Source organism: Marmoricola sp. Leaf446 (assembly GCF_001424755.1).
In the GTDB taxonomy this organism is placed as follows: domain Bacteria; phylum Actinomycetota; class Actinomycetes; order Propionibacteriales; family Nocardioidaceae; genus Marmoricola.
In genome coordinates, this window is the sequence record NZ_LMRF01000004.1 from 78,557 (window position 1) to 95,241 (window position 16,685).

Below are 16,685 nucleotides of genomic sequence, written 5' to 3' on the forward strand. Positions count from 1 at the left end.
CGCGGAGTACGACGTCTCGCTGGTGCCCAAGGTGCGCCTCGAGGTCGTCCTCGAGGACGCCGACGTCGAGGCCGTGACCGAGGCGGTCGTCGAGGCGGCCCGCACCGGCCGGATCGGCGACGGCAAGGTCTGGGTGTCCCCGGTCGAGTCCGTCGTGCGCGTGCGCACCGGCGACCGGGACGGGTCGGCGCTCTGAGCACCGTGCCGCGCGCGTCCCTGCCGGGGGCTCGCGCGTGACCGACGCGGAACGCGCCGCGCGGACCCGCTCGGCCGACGCGCTGTGCCTCGAGGCGTTCCGGACGGCCGGGTGCCCCGAGGCCGGGGTGGCCCTGGTGGCCGTCGGCGGCTACGGCCGGGGCGAGCTCGCGCCCCACAGCGACCTCGACGTCGTGCTGGTGCTGGCCGACGACGTCGAGGTGGGGGACTGGGCCGGCGGCGTCTGGTACCCGCTCTGGGACTCCGGGTGGACCGTCGACCACTCGGTGCGCACGGTGAGCGAGGTCCTGGAGCAGGCGGCGGCCGACCTGCGGGTGGCGGCCGGCATGCTCGACGTGCGCCACCTGGCCGGGGACCCCGGGCTGACGCTGCAGCTGCGCACCGCCGTGCTGACGCAGTGGCGCCGCGACGCCCGCACCCGCCTCGGCGAGCTGCGCGAGCTGGTCCTGGAGCGCGGGAGGCGCAGCGGCGAGCTGGCGCACGCCTCGGTGCCCGACCTCAAGGAGTCCGCCGGCGGCCTGCGCGACGCCACCGTGCTCAAGGCGCTGGTGGCCAGCTGGGTCGTCGACGTCCCCCACGGCGAGCTCGAGCGCTGCCGGGTGGCCCTGCTCGACGTGCGCGACGCGGTCCACGCGGTGGCCGGGCGCGCGACCGACCGGGTGGTGCCGGAGTACTGGCCCGACGTGGCCGAGGCGCTCGGCCTGCCCGGGCCCGACGCGGCGCAGGCCCACACCCGGGGGCTGGCCCGGCGGCTGACCCACCTCTCGCGCCTGGCCTGGCGCCGCGCCGAGGCCACGCTGCGCGAGCCCCATCCGACCCGGCGCCGCGCCCCGCAGCTGACGCGCGTGGCCCCCGGGGTGGCGCTGTCCTTCGAGGAGGTCGTCCTGGACCGGGGCGCCCGGGTGGCCGAGGACCCCCTGCTGCTGCTCCGGTGCGCGGCCGAGGCCGCGGAGCGCGACCTGGTGCTCGCGCCCCCGACCGTGGCCCGACTGGTGCGCGAGGGCGCCCCGCTGCCGGACCCGTGGCCCGACGGAGCGCGCGACCTGCTGGTGCGGCTCCTCGCCGCCGGACCGGGCCTGCTCGGCGTGTGGGAGACCCTCGACGAGACCGGGGCGCTGGAGTCGCTGCTGCCGGAGTGGGAGCGGGTGCGGCTGCTGCCCCACGCCTCGGCCATCCACCGGTTCACCGTCGACCGGCATCTCGTGGAGACCTGCACCGAGGCGGCCGCGCTGATCCGCCGGGTGGCCCGGCCCGACGTGCTCATGGTGGCCGCGCTGCTCCACGACATCGGCAAGGGCCAGCTCACCGAGCACTGCGTGGCCGGCGAGCCGATCGCGCGGCGGATCGCCCAGCGGATCGGCTTCGACGCCGACGAGGTCGACCTGGTCGGCGACCTGGTGCGCTGGCACCTGCTGCTGCCCGAGACCGCGACCACCCGCGACCCGGACGACCCGGCCACGGTCGCGCTGGTGACGGCCAAGGTGCGCGACCGCGAGGAGCTCGAGCTGCTCGCGGCCCTGACCGAGGCCGACGCCCGCGCGACCTCCGACAAGGCCTGGACCCGGTGGCGCGCCTCCCTGGTCGCCGGTCTCGTGCGCCGCGCCGGTGCGGTGCTGGCCGACGAGCCCCTGCCCGCCGACGAGGTCGACCGGGTCGAGGTGCCCGCCTCGGTCCGCGAGGACCCCCGTGCGGTGGCCGTGACCGTGGAGGAGGTCGCCGACGGGGCCCGGGTGCAGGTCGTCTCCGGCGACCGGACCGGCCTGCTGGCCGACGCGGCGGCGATGCTGGCGCTGCAGCGCGTCTCGGTGCGCGCCGCGCGGGCGTGGACCCAGGACGGCGTCGGGGTCTCGGTCTGGGACGTCGTGGAGTCCGGGCTCGACGAGATCCTGCTGCGCCAGCGGCTCGAGGCCGTGGTCGACGGGCGCGTCGACGCCGCGGCCCGGCTGCGTCGACCCACGCCGGTGCGGCTCGAGCCCACGGTGGCCGTGCGCACCGATGCGTCCACGACCGCCACCGTCGTCGAGGTCCGCTCGGCCGACCGGCCCGGCCTGATCCACACCGTGTGCTCGGCCCTGGCGCGGATGGACGTCTCGGTGCGCTCGGCCCACGTCTCCACGCTCGGGCCCCAGGCCGTGGACGTCTTCTACGTGCAGGAGGCCTCGGCCGGGGCGCTCTCGGAGGAGCGGGCGGCCTCGGCGGCGCACGCGGTGCGCGAGGCCCTCGTCACGACGTACGCCGCCTCGGGCGCGGGAGCAGCGGGTCCGGGGCGGGGCTAGGCTGACAGTCCGGCGTACCCAGCCCTCCGCGGGCCCCGCCGCCCCCCCGACGTCGTCACCCGAGGAATCGCCCACCGTGTTCGCCACGCTCTCCGACCGCCTCTCCGACACCTTCAAGAACCTCCGCGGGAAGGGTCGGCTCTCCGAGGCCGACATCGACGCGACCGCGCGCGAGATCCGGCTGGCGCTGCTCGAGGCCGACGTCGCGCTGCCGGTGGTCAAGCAGTTCGTGGCCTCGGTCAAGGAGCGGGCGCGCGGGTCCGAGGTCAGCGGAGCGCTCAACCCGGCCCAGCAGGTCATCAAGATCGTCAACGAGGAGCTCGTCGGGATCCTCGGCGGCGAGACCCGGCGGCTGCGGTTCGCCAAGCAGCCCCCGACCGTGATCATGCTCGCCGGCCTGCAGGGCGCCGGCAAGACGACCCTGGCGGCCAAGCTCGCGCTCTGGCTCAAGGGCCAGGGCACGAGCCCGATGCTCGTCGCGGCCGACCTGCAGCGCCCCAACGCGGTCAAGCAGCTCCAGGTCAACGGCGAGCGCGCGGGCGTCACAGTCTTCGCCCCCGAGCCCGGCAACGGCGTCGGCGACCCGGTCGCGGTGGCGCGGCGGGCGATCGAGGAGGCCAGGCGCACGCTGCACGACGTCGTCATCGTCGACACCGCCGGCCGGCTCGGCATCGACGCCGAGCTGATGCAGCAGGCCGCCGACATCCGCGACGCGGTCCAGCCCGACGAGGTGCTCTTCGTCGTCGACGCGATGATCGGACAGGACGCCGTCAACACCGCGCAGGCCTTCCTCGACGGCGTCGGCTACGACGCGGTCGTGCTGACCAAGCTCGACGGCGACGCCCGCGGCGGCGCGGCGCTGTCGATCGCCTCGATGACCGGCAAGCCGGTCATGTTCGCCTCCAACGGCGAGAAGCTCACCGACTTCGACCTCTTCCACCCCGACCGGATGGCCTCGCGCATCCTCGACATGGGCGACCTGCTCACCCTGATCGAGCAGGCCGAGAAGACCTTCGACGCCGACCAGGCCGCCAAGGCCGCAGCCAAGCTCCAGGGCCAGGGCGGCGAGTTCACCCTCGACGACTTCCTCGAGCAGATGCAGCAGGTCCGCAAGATGGGCTCGCTGACCAAGATGCTCGGGATGCTGCCCGGCATGGGCCAGTTCCGCGAGCAGCTGGAGAACTTCGACGAGCGCGAGATCGACCGCATCCAGGCGATCATCCAGTCGATGACGCCGGCCGAGCGGGCCAACCCCAAGATGATCGACGGCTCCCGTCGCTCCCGCATCGCCAAGGGCTCCGGCCGGGCCGTGAGCGACGTCAACCAGCTCGTCGACCGGTTCTTCGAGGCGCGCAAGATGATGCAGCAGATGGCCCGCGGCGGTGCCCCGGCGATGCCCGGCATGCCCGGCGTCGGCATGGGCAAGAAGGCCAAGGGCCGCCAGGCGCCGCAGCCGCGCAAGGCCAAGGGCCGCCGTCAGTCCGGCAACCCCGCCAAGCGCACCCCGGCGCCCGCGGCCGACGCCACGCCCGAGGCGGCGCCCGGCGCGGCCTTCGGTCTCGGCGCCGGCAAGGGCGGCGAGGAGTTCGACCCCTCGCAGCTGCCGGACCTGTCCAAGTACCTCAAGTAGCCGCGACCGGGCGGTCGGTCACCGCAGGCGGACCCGGGTGACGGTGCCGCCGTCGGCGCAGACGCTGCAGGTCGTGACGTACGCCGAGCCGCCGCGCACCGCCACGCCGTAGGGCGCCGCCAGCCCGGAGGCGACCGTCCTGGGCGACGTCGATCCGCGCGGCACGCGCACCAGCGAGCCGGTGGGCAGCTCGTCCTCGGGCGTGGTCAGCAGCCCGCCGGTGGCCAGCTGGACGGCGTACAGACGACCCCTGCTCCAGGTCAGGTCGGTGACGTTGGTCAGCCCGGTGGCCCACACCGTCGGCGCCCGGCCGGGCACGACCCGGAAGATCCTGGCCCCACCCCTCGGGAACGGGAAGCCGGTCAGCTGGCTGACGAACCAGGACCCCCGCGGCCCCTTCGTGACCGAGGTGGGCACCGCGTCCATGGGGATGGTGCCGGCACCGAAGGGATCGGCGACCTGGGTCTGCGGGAAGACGGCCAGGGCGCTGACCCGGCCGGAGCGGACGCGCAGCAGGGTGTTGCCACCGGCGTCGGCGACGAGCAGGCCGCGCCCGGTGCGGGTCAGGCCGCCGGGGTTGCTGTCGGGGGCGCGCACCACGGTCCCGTCCTCCAGCTTCCGCGTACTGCCGTCGGGGTTCGCGTCCTGCTCGTACGCCGCCAGGTCGGCGTACACGTAGGGGGCGCCGCCGAGCCGGCCGGCCAGGACGGTGCCGAGCTGGCGTCGTGCGGGCGTCGGGAACTGGCCGCGGACCTCCTCGTCGCCCCCGAGACCCACCGAGATCCGGTAGTGCCCCCTCCGGTCGACCGAGACGTCCGTCGGCCCGCTCGCCTGGTTGCCGCTGCCCTCGCCGGCCAGCGACGGGAGCCCGGTGACCACCCGGCGCTGCCGGCCGTTCGCGACCATGGTGACCGCGCCGCTGTAGCCCAGGCAGACGGTCTCCTGCTCGGGGCCGTCGACGCAGGGCCCGGCCCCTCCCTGCCCGGACTCCGCCACGAACAGCCGGCCGCGTCGGTCGAAGGACAGCTGGCGCGGGTTGTCGAGGCCGGTGGCGACCACGGCACGGCCCGGACGCTCCGCCCGCTCGGTGGCGGGGGTCGACCCCGCCGCGGTGGACGGCGGGGCCAGGGCCACGGCGGCGGTCGCGAGCGCGGTGCCGAGCAGGGCGGTCAGGTGGAGGGGTCGGACCAAGCGTGACATCGGTGGCTCCTGGGACGGCGGCGTGACGTGGGTCTCACACCGTGGACACGCCAATTTCGAGACCGCAACCCCGGTCTAGGTCGCGAAATGCGGGCATAGCCACGCCAGTCGCGACACTTCGCCGGCGTCGTACGACGTCCCGGGTCGCGGTAGCGTCCCCGCCATGGCAGCGCAGCGATTCGCCGGGCCGGTGCTCCCCGACGGCGAGACCCGGGACCTCTACGTCGTGGACGGGCAGGTCACCTACGAGCGGCAGCCCGGCGCCGACACCGTCGCCCAGGGGTGGATCGTGCCCGGGCTGGTCGATGCCCACTGCCACCTCGGCCTCGACGACGACGGCGCCCTGGGCCAGGCCGAGACCGAGCAGCAGGCGATCGACGACCGCGACGGCGGGGCGCTGCTGATCCGCGACTGCGGCTCGGCTGCCGACACCTCCTGGATCCACGACCGCGACGACCTGCCGCGGCTGGTCCGGGCCGGGCGCCACATCGCGCGCACCCGCCGCTACATCCGCAACTACGCCCACGAGGTCGAGCCCGAGGAGCTGTCGGCCTACGTCGCCCAGGAGGCGCAGCGCGGCGACGGCTGGGTCAAGCTCGTCGGCGACTGGATCTCCCGCGACAGCGGCGACCTCGCGCCCTCCTTCGGCCCCGAGGCGTTCGCCGACGCGATCCGCACCGCGCACGAGCACGGCGCCAAGGTGACCGCGCACTGCTTCGGCCACGAGGTGCTCGGCGGCCTGATCGACGCGGGCATCGACTGCGTCGAGCACGGCACCGGGCTGACCCCCGACCTCGTCGAGCGGATGGTCGCCGGCTCGGTGGCGCTGGTGCCGACGGTGATGCAGCTGGAGAAGTTCCCGGAGTACGCCGAGGCCGGGGCCTCGAAGTTCCCCGACTACGCCGCCACCATGACCGACCTCCACGCCCGGCGCCGCGAGACCCTGATGAACGCCCACGAGGCCGGGGTGGCGCTCTACGCCGGCTCCGACGGGGGCGGGCTGTCCCGGCACGGCAACCTCGCCGGCGAGGTGGTCGCCCTGCACGACCTCGGGCTGAGCACCGAGGAGGCGCTGGGCGCGGCGTCCTGGCGTGCGCGGGAGTGGCTCGGGCTGGACGGCCACCTGCGCGAGGGCACCTCGGCCGACTTCGTGGTCTACGACAGCGACCCGCGCCAGGACCTCACCGTGCTGCGGCGCCCGACCGCCGTCGTGCTGCGTGGCCGCGTCGTCGCCTGACCCCCCGCCCGGGCTGGTGGTCCGGCTCCGGGCCGCCGGCTGCGTGTACGCCGAGGAGGAGGCCGCGCTGCTGCACGGGACCGGCGCCACCGGGCCGGCCCTCGAGGCGCTGGTGGCGCGCCGGGTCGCGGGGGAGCCGCTCGAGCAGGTCCTCGGCTGGGCGGAGTTCGCGGGGCGCCGGGTCCGTGTTGTGCCCGGGGTCTTCGTGCCGCGCCGGCGCACCGAGGCGATGGCGGCGCTCGCGGTGCGGCTGCTGGCCGACCGCCCCGCGCCGGTCGTGGTCGACCTGTGCTGCGGCACGGGCGCGCTGGCGCTGGTGGTCGCCGAGCAGGTGCCCGGGGCCGAGGTCCACGCCGCCGACCTCGACCCCGACGCGGTGGCCTGCGCCCGGCTCAACCTGCCGTGCTCGGCGGTGCACGAGGGCGACCTGTTCGCCGCGCTGCCCCGCCGGCTGCGTGGCCGGGTCGACGTGGTGACCTGCAACGCGCCGTACGTGCCGACGGGGTCGATCGCGCTGCTGCCGCCCGAGGCCCGCGACCACGAGCACCGGGTCGCGCTCGACGGCGGCGTCGACGGCCTCGACCTCCACCGCCGCGTGGCCGCCGCCGCCCCGGACTGGCTGGCGCCGGGCGGCGTGCTGCTCCTGGAGTCGAGCGAGGGTCAGGCCGCCGGGTCGGTGGCCGCCTGCACGGCCGCCGGGCTCGTGGTCGAGGTCGTCACCAGCCCGGGGACGGGCTCGACGGTGGTGGCGGCGACCCGGCCGGACGCGGCGGTCGGCTGAGCCACAGCACGGTGGTGACGACCAGGACCGCCAGGCCGGCGCCGCCGAGCAGCAGCGGGCCCAGGATCGTCAGCACCAGGCCGACGGCGAACCCCGCGCCCAGCGGGCTCCCGATCCGCAGCCGGTCGACCGGGGTCGCGCACTCGACCCGGACCTCCGCGGTGGGGCTGGTGAAGGTGGACACCCCGGTCCAGGTGACGCCCATGGTGGTGACCGTGGTGCCGACGGTGGTGGGCCGCACCGGCACGTCGCGGCCCTCGGCGTCGGTGACGCGGCACTGCGGCGCCGGCTCGCCCCGGGGCACGAACAGCATCCGCTCCTCGTCGACGGGCACCCCGGCGCCCACCGGCTGACCGGGCCCGCGCAGCAGGGCGACCACGTCGGTGTCGGTGCCGCGGCCGACGGTGGTGACCAGGCCGACCACGAACACCACCGCCGCCAGGGCCAGGAGGACGCCGCCGACCACGAACCACCGGCGGCGCGGACGGGGCCTGCCGGGTGCGGCGTACGGCGGGGCAGGGTGCTGGCTCACCGTCGGATCGTCCCACTCCGCCGCGGTCGGGACGGCTCGATTCGGTCGCGGTGGGCAGGGCGTGGCAGAATCACCGGCTGAGTCGTACGCCGACCGGACCCTCTCATCCGTCCGGTGCACGCCATCGGGTCCCACCGCCCTGTCCCCACGGGGTCGAGGAGGACCCACCACCACACGAACCGTCAAGGAGACACCACAGACGTGGCCGTCAAGATTCGCCTCAAGCGCATGGGCAAGATCCGTCAGCCGTTCTACCGCGTCGTCGTCGTCGACGCCCGCAAGAAGCGGGACGGGCGGGTCATCGAGGAGATCGGCAAGTACCACCCCAAGGAGGAGCCCTCGCTGATCGAGGTCACCTCCGACCGGGCGCAGTACTGGCTGGGCGTCGGCGCGCAGCCGACCGAGGCCGTCGAGGCCCTCCTGAAGGTGACCGGCGACTGGCAGACCTTCAAGGGCCTGCCGGGCACCGAGGGCACCCTGCGCGTCAAGGAGGCCAAGCGCGACAAGCAGGAGCTGTTCAACGAGGCCCTCAAGGACGCCGCCAACGAGCCCAAGGGCGCCGCGGTGACCAAGAAGTCCACCAAGAAGGCCGACAAGGCCGAGGAGACCCCGGCCGCGGAGACCCCCGCCGCCGAGGAGACCCCGGCCGCCGAGGCTCCCGCCGAGCAGGAGTCCGCCGAGAAGTCGGAGGCCTGAGCCGATGCTGGCCGACGCCCTCGAGCACCTCGTCCGCGGGATCGTGGAGCACCCCGACGACGTCGTGGTGCACGACAAGCAGCTGCGTCGCGGCTCGATCCTCGAGGTCCGGGTCCACCCCGACGACCTCGGCAAGGTGATCGGCCGCGGCGGCCGCACGGCCACCGCGTTCCGCACGGTCGTGTCGTCGCTGGCCGGCCGCGAGGGCGCCAGGATCGACTTCGTCGACGTCGACCGTCGGCGCTAGGACACCCACCGAAGGCACCATCCCGGACCTGGTCCGGGGTGGTGCCTTCGCCGTGCACGACAGGAGTGAGCGTGGTCCCCACCGCATCCCACGACGACGCCGGTGACTGGGTGGTCGTCGGCCGCGTCGGCCGCGCGCACGGCATCCGCGGCGACGTCGCCGTCGACGTCCGCACCGACGAGCCGGAGCGCCGCTTCGCCGACGGCGCCGCGCTGCGCACCCCCACTGGGCAGCTGACGGTGGCGAGCTCCCGGATGCACTCCGGCCGCTTGCTGGTGCGCTTCGAGGAGCTCGCCGACCGCACCGCCGCCGAGGCGGCACGCGGGACCGAGCTGCGGGTCTTCGTCGACCCCGAGGAGACCCCGGCCGACCCCGAGGAGTTCTACGACCACCAGCTGGTGGGCCTGCGCGTGGTCACCACCGACGGCGCGGCCGTCGGCGAGCTGCTGCGCGTGGAGCACCACGGCGCCCAGGACCTGCTGGTCATCGGTACCGACCGCGGCGAGGTGCTGTTCCCCTTCGTCTCCGCGCTGGTGCCCGAGGTCGACCTCGACGAGGGCCGGCTCGTGGTCGACGACGCGCCCGGCCTGCTGGACCTGGAGTAGGCGTGCGCGTCGACGTCGTCTCGATCTTCCCCGCCTACCTCGACGCCCTGGACCTCTCGCTCCCGGGCCGGGCCCGGCGCGAGGGCCTGCTCGACCTGCACGTCCACGACCTGCGGACCTGGACCCACGACCGGCACCGCACCGTCGACGACACCCCCTACGGCGGCGGCGCCGGCATGGTGATGACGCCCGGCCCCTGGGGCGAGGCGCTCGACGCGGTCGCGCCCGACGGGGCCACGCTCGTCGTGCCGACCCCCTCCGGGCGGCCCCTCACCCAGGCCGTGGCCGCCGACCTCGCCACGCGCGAGCACCTCGTGGTGGCCTGCGGCCGCTACGAGGGCATCGACCAGCGGGTGGTCGACGACGCTGCCGGACGGCTCGAGGTGGTCGAGCTCTCGGTCGGCGACTACGTCCTCAACGGGGGCGAGGTCGCCGCGCTGGTGGTGGTCGAGGCCGTGGTGCGCCTGCTGCCGGGCTTCATGGGCAACGCCGCGTCGCTGGCCGAGGAGTCGCACACCGACGGCCTGCTGGAGTACCCCGTCTACACCAAGCCCGCCTCCTGGCGCGGCCACGACGTCCCCGAGGTGCTGCTCTCGGGCGACCACGCGCGGATCGCCGCGTGGCGCCACGACCAGTCCGTACGCCGCACCGCCGAGCGTCGACCCGACCTCGCCCACCCGGCGCAGGCCCTGGCCGCCGCCGACCTCGACGGCCTGCTCCGCGCCGCCACCGTCGGCGACGCCGGGGAGCTGTTCACGCTCCAGCGCGCGTGCTGGGTGCAGGAGCAGCTGGCCAACCCCGACACCCGGATCCCCGCGCTGCACGAGGACCTCGACGACGTGCTGGCCTGGTTGGGGGAGTGGACGACCCTGGTGGCGCGCAGCGGCGGCCGGCTGGTGGCCGCGGTCCGCGGCCGCCTGGTCGACGGCTCCACCTGGGACGTCGGTCGGCTGATGGTGGCACCCGACCTCCAGGGCCGCGGCCTGGGGCGGGCGCTGCTCGCCGCCATCGAGGCCGCCGCCCCGGCCGAGGCGAAGGACCTCGTGCTCTTCACCGGTGCCGGCAGCGCCCGCAACCTCGCGATGTACCGCAAGGCCGGCTACCGACCGCGGCCCGACCTGACGGCGCCACCGGGTGCCGTCGTCCTCGGCAAGCGTCGGCGCAGCCGCTCCTAGCTGTCGGTGAACCCGCCGAAGCGCAGCCCGCGGTGCGCCGCGAGCCGCTCGGCCTGCTCGACGAGGTCGGTGCGGTCCGGCGACGGCTCCCACTCCTCCACGAGCAGCCGCAGCACACCGCCGCTCGCCCGGGGCCGCCAGCTGCCGCGCACCTCGTGGCCCACGAGCAGCGCGCCGGGGCGGCCCAGCGTGCGCCACAGGTCCTTGCGCGCCGCCTCCTCGGGCACCAGCAGGTCGCGGTCACGCGCCTGGAGGTGCAGGTCGAACGGCGCGAGCAGCCGCACGGCGTCACCGGACGGCGGGTCGGCAAGCAGGTCGCGGTCGCCCTCGAGCGCCCAGCGGCGCTCGCCGGCCACCGACACCTCGACGACGTCGTCGGGCCAGCGTCGGCGGACCTCGGCGACCGGGGCGTCGACGTAGCCCGCCACGAGCTGCGGGGTGGTCGGGCCGAGCAGGTGGAGCGCGGCCCGGACGGGGTCGAGCGCCGGGTCGGGGTCGCTCGCCGGGCCGGACCACCCCGGCACCGGCTCCAGGACGGGCGGCGAGGTGCCCGGTCGCAGCTCCAGGCCCGCCTGGAGGGCAGCCAACCGGAACGGCTGCTCGAAGACGTGCTCGGCGTCGCAGGGTCGGCACCAGCGCAGGTAGGGCGGCGGGAGCCGCCGCGTGAGCTCGGCCGACAGCTCGCCCTTGACCATCGGCTCGCGCACCACGTCGGCCATCTCCTCGGCGACGCGCGCCAGCGCGCCGCGGACCTCGAGGCCCGCGGCGCGCAGCGGCCGGGCCGCGTCGAAGATCCGCTTGGCCGCGTCGGCCTCGGACCAGGGGGCCACGGCGGCGGCGACCTCGGCGACCTGGGCCCGCCGGAAGACGTGGGGGGCGCCCCGCAGCGTCCAGGCCGTGACCAGGTCGTCCGGGTCGGGCTCGCAGCCCCGCAGGGCCAGGGCCCAGCGCGCCCCGTCGGTGCCGGTGTCCTGGACGCCGAGGTCGAGCACGGCGGCGTCGGGGTGCGTCCCCGGGCGGTCCAGCTGCTGCACGTGGACGCGGTGGCGCAGCACCTGCGCGCGGGTCAGCTCCATGGGAGGGGGTCTACCAGGTCGGGCGGACAGCCCGGGTCCGCTGATTTCGTCGTACGCCGCCCCGCGTGGCAGAATCTCCCGTTGGCCCGGCTGCCACGGTCACCTGCCACAGGGGGACGACCGGATCGGCGTACGACGGGTCGACCATTCATCCGAGACACCTATCCGTGGGTGACCTGTGGCAGTCACGAGGAGACACACATGACCAACGTCATCGACACGCTCAGCAGCGCCGTCAAGCGCGACGACGTCCCCGCCTTCCGGGCCGGCGACACCATCAAGGTGCACGTCAACATCGTCGAGGGCAACCGGGCGCGCGTGCAGGTCTTCCAGGGCGTCGTGATCAAGGTGCAGGGCTCCGGCATCGGCCGCACCTTCACCGTCCGCAAGGTCTCCTTCGGTGTGGGCGTCGAGCGCACCTTCCCGCTGCACTCCCCGATCTTCGAGAAGATCGAGGTCGTGACCCGCGGTGACGTCCGTCGCGCCAAGCTCTACTACCTGCGCAACCTGCGCGGCAAGGCCGCCAAGATCAAGGAGCGTCGCGAGTCCTGACCCGCGCGCGAGACCCCCGGCCGGCCCTGGTGGCCGGCCGGTGGTGCGTCCGGACGACGACAGGAGCAGGCGTGAGGACCCACCGCTTGCTCCCCGACGGTTAGGCTCCCGAAGGTGACCAACGTGGACGAGGCGGCCGCCGCCCCCGAGAGCCCGGGAGGTCGCCGGAGGCGGTCGCGGTCCCGCAAGCCGATGCCGCTGTGGCAGGAGAGCGTCCTGCTGCTCGGCCTGGCGCTGGTGCTGGCCATCGTCATCAAGACGTTGTTCTTGCAGGCCTTCTACATCCCCTCGCCGTCGATGGTGCCGCAGTTCGTGGAGAACGACCGGATCCTTGTCCAGAAGGTCTCCTACTGGGGCTCGGGCACCCCCGAGCGGGGCGACATCGTCGTCTTCGCCGACCCCGGCGGCTGGCTCGACCCGACGGACTCCGCCGGACCCACCAGCCCGGTGAGCAAGGCGCTGGAGCGCGTCGGGCTCTACCCCGCGGGCGGTCACCTGGTGAAGCGGGTGATGGCGGTCGGCGGCGACCACATCGTGTGCTGCGACGACGAGGGCCGCATCACCGTCAACGACCGGCCCCTCGACGAGCGGTCCTACCTGCCCGAGGGCACCGTCCCCTCCGACATCCCCTTCGACAAGACCGTGCCCGCGGGATTCATGTGGATGATGGGCGACAACCGGGGCGCCTCGGCCGACTCGCGCGTCCACATGGGCGGCCCCGGCGGCGGCTTCGTCGACCAGGACCTCGTCGTGGGCAAGGTGTTCGCGCTGATCTGGCCCTGGGACCGCGCCGAGGTCATCCACCGTCCCGCCACCTTCGCCGACGTGCCCGACCGACGGTCGGGCACCTCCTGAGGCCTGCGGTGACGACCCTGCCCCGCGGAGCCACCGTCCGGCGCGACGCCGGTCTCTACGGCTACGAGCGCGCGCTGCGCCGGGTGGGGCTGACGCCCGTCGCCGGGGTCGACGAGGCGGGCCGGGGTGCCTGCGCGGGCCCTCTCGTGGCAGCCGCGGCGATCCTGCCGGAGGGGCGGGCGGGCATCGTGCCCGGGCTGGCCGACTCCAAGCTGCTCACCGCGCGGGCGCGCGAGCGGTGCTACGAGCAGGTGGTGCGCCGGGCCACCGCCTGGTCGGTGGTCGTCGTGCCGCCGGGGGAGTGCGACCGGCTCGGCATGCACGTCGCCAACGTCGAGGCGCTGCGCCGTGCCCTCGCCCGGCTGACCACGCGTCCGGCGTACGTGCTGACCGACGGGTTCCCCGTGGACGGGCTCGAGGTGCCGGGCCTGGCGATGTGGAAGGGTGACCGGGTCGCCGCGTGCATCTCGGCCGCCTCGGTCCTCGCCAAGGTGACCCGGGACCGCATCATGGCCGAGTTGCACGAGCACCACCCGGCGTACGACTTCGCCACGCACAAGGGCTACATCACCGACGAGCACGCCGCCGCGCTCACCGAGCACGGCCCCAGCGCGGTGCACCGGATGCGCTTCGTCAACGTACGGCGCGCCGCCGGGATCGTCGACGCACCACCGCTCACGCTGGAGCCGCAGCTGTTCGAGGCCGACGCCGGCTCCGCGACCGGACCCCGACCCACCCGTCACGACCTGCAGGAGGCAGCGCGATGAGCGCCGAGGATCTCGAGAAGTACGAGACCGAGATGGAGCTCACGCTCTACCGCGAGTACCGCGACGTCGTCGGCATCTTCAAGTACGTCGTGGAGACCGACCGCCGCTTCTACCTGTGCAACCAGGTCGACGTGAAGGCCCGCACCGAGGCCGGCGACGTGTTCTTCGAGGTGACGCTGACCGACGCCTGGGTCTGGGACATGTACCGCCCCGCACGGCGGCTGGCCAAGAACGTCAAGGTGCTGACCTTCAAGGACGTCAACGTCGAGGAGATCAGCCACAGCGAGATCGAGCCGCCCAAGGTCTGAGGGCTGGTCTGCACCAGTGGCACCCTCCCCCCGAAAACCCCTCTAATCGGGCATAAGCCGCCTTACCCTGGCACCGCAGGCCCCCCGCCTGCCCCAGGAGACGAGGCGGAGTCAGGTGCACCGAACCCGGCGCCCACGCGGCGAGCACGGCGCTGCTGCCGTGGAGTTCGCCTTCGTCATGCTGCCGCTGCTCTACCTCGTGTTCGGGATCATGCAGTACGGCCTCTACTTCTGGTCGATGCAGGGTGGCGCCGACACCGCGAGGTACGCCGCGCGCCTGGCCGCCGTGGGCGATCCGAGCTCGTGCGCCGGCCTGCAGACGGCCGTGCGCAATGCGATCGGTGCCGTGACCTCGGATAAGGCTGGCCTGGAGGTCACACGAACCTTCACCAAGGCGGGCAGCACGGTCGCTGTCGGTGACACGGTCGAGGTCTCGGTGATCTTCGACTCCTACGACCTGAACCTGCCCTTCATACCCATCCCCGACGACGGCGTGGTGACCTCCGGGGCCACAGCGCGCGTCGACTACCTCCCCGCGCCGCCCTACCTGGATTGCGCCGATGCGACGCCGTGACGAGAACGGGGCCACCGCGGTAATGGTGGGGGTGCTCGCCCTGCTGATGTTCATGATGGCCGGGCTGGCGGTTGACATGGGCAACGCCTGGGCACGCGGTCGCACCGTCCAGAAGCAGGTCGACGTGAGTGCCATCTCGGTCGGGTACCGCCTCCCGATGGGTCCCGTGGCCGGCCACACCCGCGACGAGGTCGTTGCAGACCTTGCGGGTCGCATGGTCAGCAACGCTGTCCTGGGCCAGTCCGACACGTTCGACAACACCCGGGACCGAGCGAGCCTGGTCACGGCGCTCACGGCCGACCTGAAGAATGGCGACCCCTCGGACGGGGACGTGAAGTTCTACAAGACGCGGTCGGACGCCACCAATGGCACGCCGGAGTGCACCGAGGCACTGGGGCCCTGCCCGGTCATGGTCGTCGTCGCGCCGGAGGCGGAGGTGCGGTTCGGCTTCGCCGGTGCGTTCGAAGGAGTAGGGGGCTCGACCACGGTCCAGCGGCGGGCAACTGTCGAGGTCCGCACGTCGGTCCCGCGCAACGAGGACATGCTGCCCTTCTGGCTACCCAGTGGCTGCGGTTACGGACCCACACACGCCGACACCACCCAGGGTGGCAAAGCAGGCCCCGTCGTGCCCTCGACGTGGACCCTTCCGCGCGCGGCCAACAACGGTCCGGAGGACCCGGCTCCGCTCACGCTCCTCGGGCCCGATGACAGCTTCGTGTATGCCGGAAGCACCACGAAGCTGAAGGGCTTTTCCGTCTCCGGCGTCCCCAGGCAGTACAACAAGGTGTCCCTGCGCGCCACCGCCCCCGACGGCACGTTCGTCGACTTCGTCGCACTGGCTTCCGGAGATGGTGCCCTGCCCGAGATCTCGCTCGGGCCGAGTGACGTGACGGGCAAGGTCGGGGCGTGGCGGGTCGTGGCGATGGCCCAGCAGAACCAGCAACACGTGATCACGTCTACGAACTACAAGACGATCAAGGTCGAGGGACAACCGGTGACGCCGACTCCGGACCCTGTGCCCGACCCGGACCCTGCGACCGACCCTCCCACGACGCCGAGCGATCCGGCGACGACAGCGCCTCCGGGAGTCGAGAGCGGCTGCGTGGGGCAGGACCGAGGAAATTTCGGACAGCTCGACAGCCCACGTGCGACCGGGCACAAGAACGACGACTTCCTTCTCAACGTCGCGCTGGGCCTCGACCACCGGTTAGCCGCCTACACCTTCCCCGCCAACGTGGCGGAGACCAAGGACTGCGGGTCCGCTTCCTCGCCGCTGCTAGGAGCGGTCTTCGACAACAACGAGGCAGGCCCGGGTGATGGCGCCAACTGCATCATCGGCGACCCCGGCAACGACGGCCCCAAGGCCTTCCAGGGGCTCGTCGAGGGCACGAGTTCGCATCCCGGTCGCCTCGACACCGACAACGGCCGGACCGTCTGCGAGGACAGGAACGACGTCGAGGTCGGCACGAAGAGCATCAACAACGACTACCTCCAGTGCTTCCTTCGCGGGAGCGGCAGCCTCGCGTCCATCTCCAGCGATGACACCGCGGACAGGACGATGCTCGACCCTGCGATCAAGAAGTCACCGAGGTTCGTCTACCTGCCGGTCGTCTATCCCAGTGACCGTGCGCAGAAGGGTTTTCAACCGATCCGTAGCTTCGTTCCGGGTTTCATCACGGAGGAGACGCTCACCAAGCCGATCTCCGGGGTGACCAGCGAGATCAACGGAGTTGAGATGCAGGGCAACTCGTTCAAGACACTGCACGTCTTCACCTTCAGCCCCCGTGCGTTGCCCCTGGACGAGTCCGACGAGTCCGTGAGCTACGACCCGGCCAGTGGGGACAAGATCGTTCGACTCGTCGGCTGACCGCACCGTCTGTCCCAGACTCCACAGCCGTTCTCACCGAGGGCTCCGTCCACAGGTCGACCTTCCTACCCGTCGCTGGCGTCGGCCCAGG

At 73.7% G+C, this 16,685-nt stretch carries 17 protein-coding genes and 1 pseudogene; 15 read left to right on the top strand and 3 right to left on the bottom strand.

Annotated elements, in window-relative coordinates:
- The 3 genes and pseudogenes from ASG49_RS19360 to ffh all read left to right on the top strand — a co-directional run.
- Positions 1-196: pseudogene (locus ASG49_RS19360) on the top strand (P-II family nitrogen regulator); the annotation flags it as partial.
- A 37-nt stretch (positions 197-233) separates the two neighbouring features.
- A complete protein-coding gene (locus ASG49_RS12040; RefSeq protein WP_056542187.1) occupies positions 234-2,492 on the top strand; it encodes a [protein-PII] uridylyltransferase in 2,259 nt (752 codons plus the stop codon).
- A 76-nt stretch (positions 2,493-2,568) separates the two neighbouring features.
- Positions 2,569-4,122, top strand: coding sequence for a signal recognition particle protein (gene ffh / locus ASG49_RS12045; RefSeq protein WP_056542189.1), 1,554 nt, complete (start codon positions 2,569-2,571; stop codon positions 4,120-4,122).
- 18 nt (positions 4,123-4,140) lie between these two features.
- On the opposite strand, the gene ASG49_RS12050 is transcribed toward ffh, so the two are convergent.
- Positions 4,141-5,322 carry a ScyD/ScyE family protein gene (locus ASG49_RS12050; protein WP_056542192.1) on the bottom strand — a complete coding sequence of 394 codons (1,182 nt, stop codon included), beginning with the start codon at positions 5,320-5,322 and terminating at the stop codon, positions 4,141-4,143.
- A 163-nt stretch (positions 5,323-5,485) separates the two neighbouring features.
- On the opposite strand from ASG49_RS12050, the gene ASG49_RS12055 reads away from it, so the two are divergent.
- On the top strand, positions 5,486-6,559 hold the full coding sequence (locus ASG49_RS12055; protein WP_056542194.1) for an amidohydrolase family protein: 1,074 nt from the start codon (positions 5,486-5,488) through the stop codon (positions 6,557-6,559).
- Positions 6,560-6,575: 16 nt separating this feature from the next.
- The gene (locus ASG49_RS12060) at positions 6,576-7,340 is read left to right on the top strand and encodes a putative protein N(5)-glutamine methyltransferase (RefSeq protein ID WP_235562046.1); all 765 of its coding nucleotides are present in this window, start codon (positions 6,576-6,578) and stop codon (positions 7,338-7,340) included.
- On the opposite strand, the gene ASG49_RS12065 is transcribed toward ASG49_RS12060, so the two are convergent.
- Complete coding sequence (locus ASG49_RS12065) at positions 7,276-7,872, bottom strand: hypothetical protein (RefSeq protein ID WP_156384318.1); 597 nt, start codon at positions 7,870-7,872, stop codon at positions 7,276-7,278. The two genes, ASG49_RS12060 and ASG49_RS12065, sit on opposite strands and share 65 nt — an antisense overlap.
- 201 nt (positions 7,873-8,073) lie before the next feature.
- On the opposite strand from ASG49_RS12065, the gene rpsP reads away from it, so the two are divergent.
- The 4 genes from rpsP to trmD all read left to right on the top strand — a co-directional run bounded on the left by rpsP (position 8,074) and on the right by trmD (position 10,595).
- The gene (gene rpsP, locus ASG49_RS12070; RefSeq protein WP_056542200.1) at positions 8,074-8,568 is read left to right on the top strand and encodes a 30S ribosomal protein S16; all 495 of its coding nucleotides are present in this window, start codon (positions 8,074-8,076) and stop codon (positions 8,566-8,568) included.
- A 4-nt stretch (positions 8,569-8,572) separates the two neighbouring features.
- Positions 8,573-8,815: an RNA-binding protein gene (locus tag ASG49_RS12075; protein WP_056542201.1), complete on the top strand. Its 243-nt coding sequence runs from the start codon at positions 8,573-8,575 to the stop codon at positions 8,813-8,815.
- Between the two features lie 71 nt (positions 8,816-8,886).
- The gene (gene rimM / locus ASG49_RS12080) at positions 8,887-9,420 is read left to right on the top strand and encodes a ribosome maturation factor RimM (RefSeq protein ID WP_235562047.1); all 534 of its coding nucleotides are present in this window, start codon (positions 8,887-8,889) and stop codon (positions 9,418-9,420) included.
- A 2-nt stretch (positions 9,421-9,422) separates the two neighbouring features.
- Positions 9,423-10,595, top strand: a complete 1,173-nt coding sequence (gene trmD, locus ASG49_RS12085; protein WP_056542203.1) for a tRNA (guanosine(37)-N1)-methyltransferase TrmD — start codon at positions 9,423-9,425, stop codon at positions 10,593-10,595.
- Here the strand turns inward: trmD and ASG49_RS12090 are convergent.
- Entirely contained in the window at positions 10,592-11,671 is a 1,080-nt protein-coding gene (locus ASG49_RS12090) for a DNA glycosylase AlkZ-like family protein (protein WP_056542205.1), read from the bottom strand. The two genes, trmD and ASG49_RS12090, sit on opposite strands and share 4 nt — an antisense overlap.
- A 201-nt stretch (positions 11,672-11,872) precedes the next feature.
- Between ASG49_RS12090 and rplS the strand changes: the two genes are divergently transcribed.
- From rplS to ASG49_RS12120, 6 genes are all read left to right on the top strand, one after another.
- Entirely contained in the window at positions 11,873-12,223 is a 351-nt protein-coding gene (rplS, locus tag ASG49_RS12095) for a 50S ribosomal protein L19 (RefSeq protein WP_056542208.1), read from the top strand.
- A 114-nt stretch (positions 12,224-12,337) separates the two neighbouring features.
- Complete coding sequence (lepB, locus tag ASG49_RS12100; protein WP_235562048.1) at positions 12,338-13,078, top strand: signal peptidase I; 741 nt, start codon at positions 12,338-12,340, stop codon at positions 13,076-13,078.
- A gap of 8 nt (positions 13,079-13,086) precedes the next feature.
- Positions 13,087-13,845 (top strand): ribonuclease HII, encoded by a 759-nt coding sequence (locus ASG49_RS12105; protein WP_082534083.1) that lies wholly within the window; start codon positions 13,087-13,089, stop codon positions 13,843-13,845.
- Entirely contained in the window at positions 13,842-14,153 is a 312-nt protein-coding gene (locus ASG49_RS12110) for a DUF2469 domain-containing protein (protein WP_056542209.1), read from the top strand. The genes ASG49_RS12105 and ASG49_RS12110 overlap by 4 nt, the downstream gene beginning before the upstream one ends.
- Positions 14,154-14,313: 160 nt before the next feature.
- Positions 14,314-14,727: a TadE/TadG family type IV pilus assembly protein gene (locus tag ASG49_RS12115; RefSeq protein WP_056542212.1), complete on the top strand. Its 414-nt coding sequence runs from the start codon at positions 14,314-14,316 to the stop codon at positions 14,725-14,727.
- Positions 14,714-16,594, top strand: a complete 1,881-nt coding sequence (locus ASG49_RS12120) for a TadE/TadG family type IV pilus assembly protein (RefSeq protein WP_156384319.1) — start codon at positions 14,714-14,716, stop codon at positions 16,592-16,594. Before ASG49_RS12115 ends, ASG49_RS12120 begins: the two co-directional genes overlap by 14 nt.
- Positions 16,595-16,685: the final 91 nt, after the last annotated feature.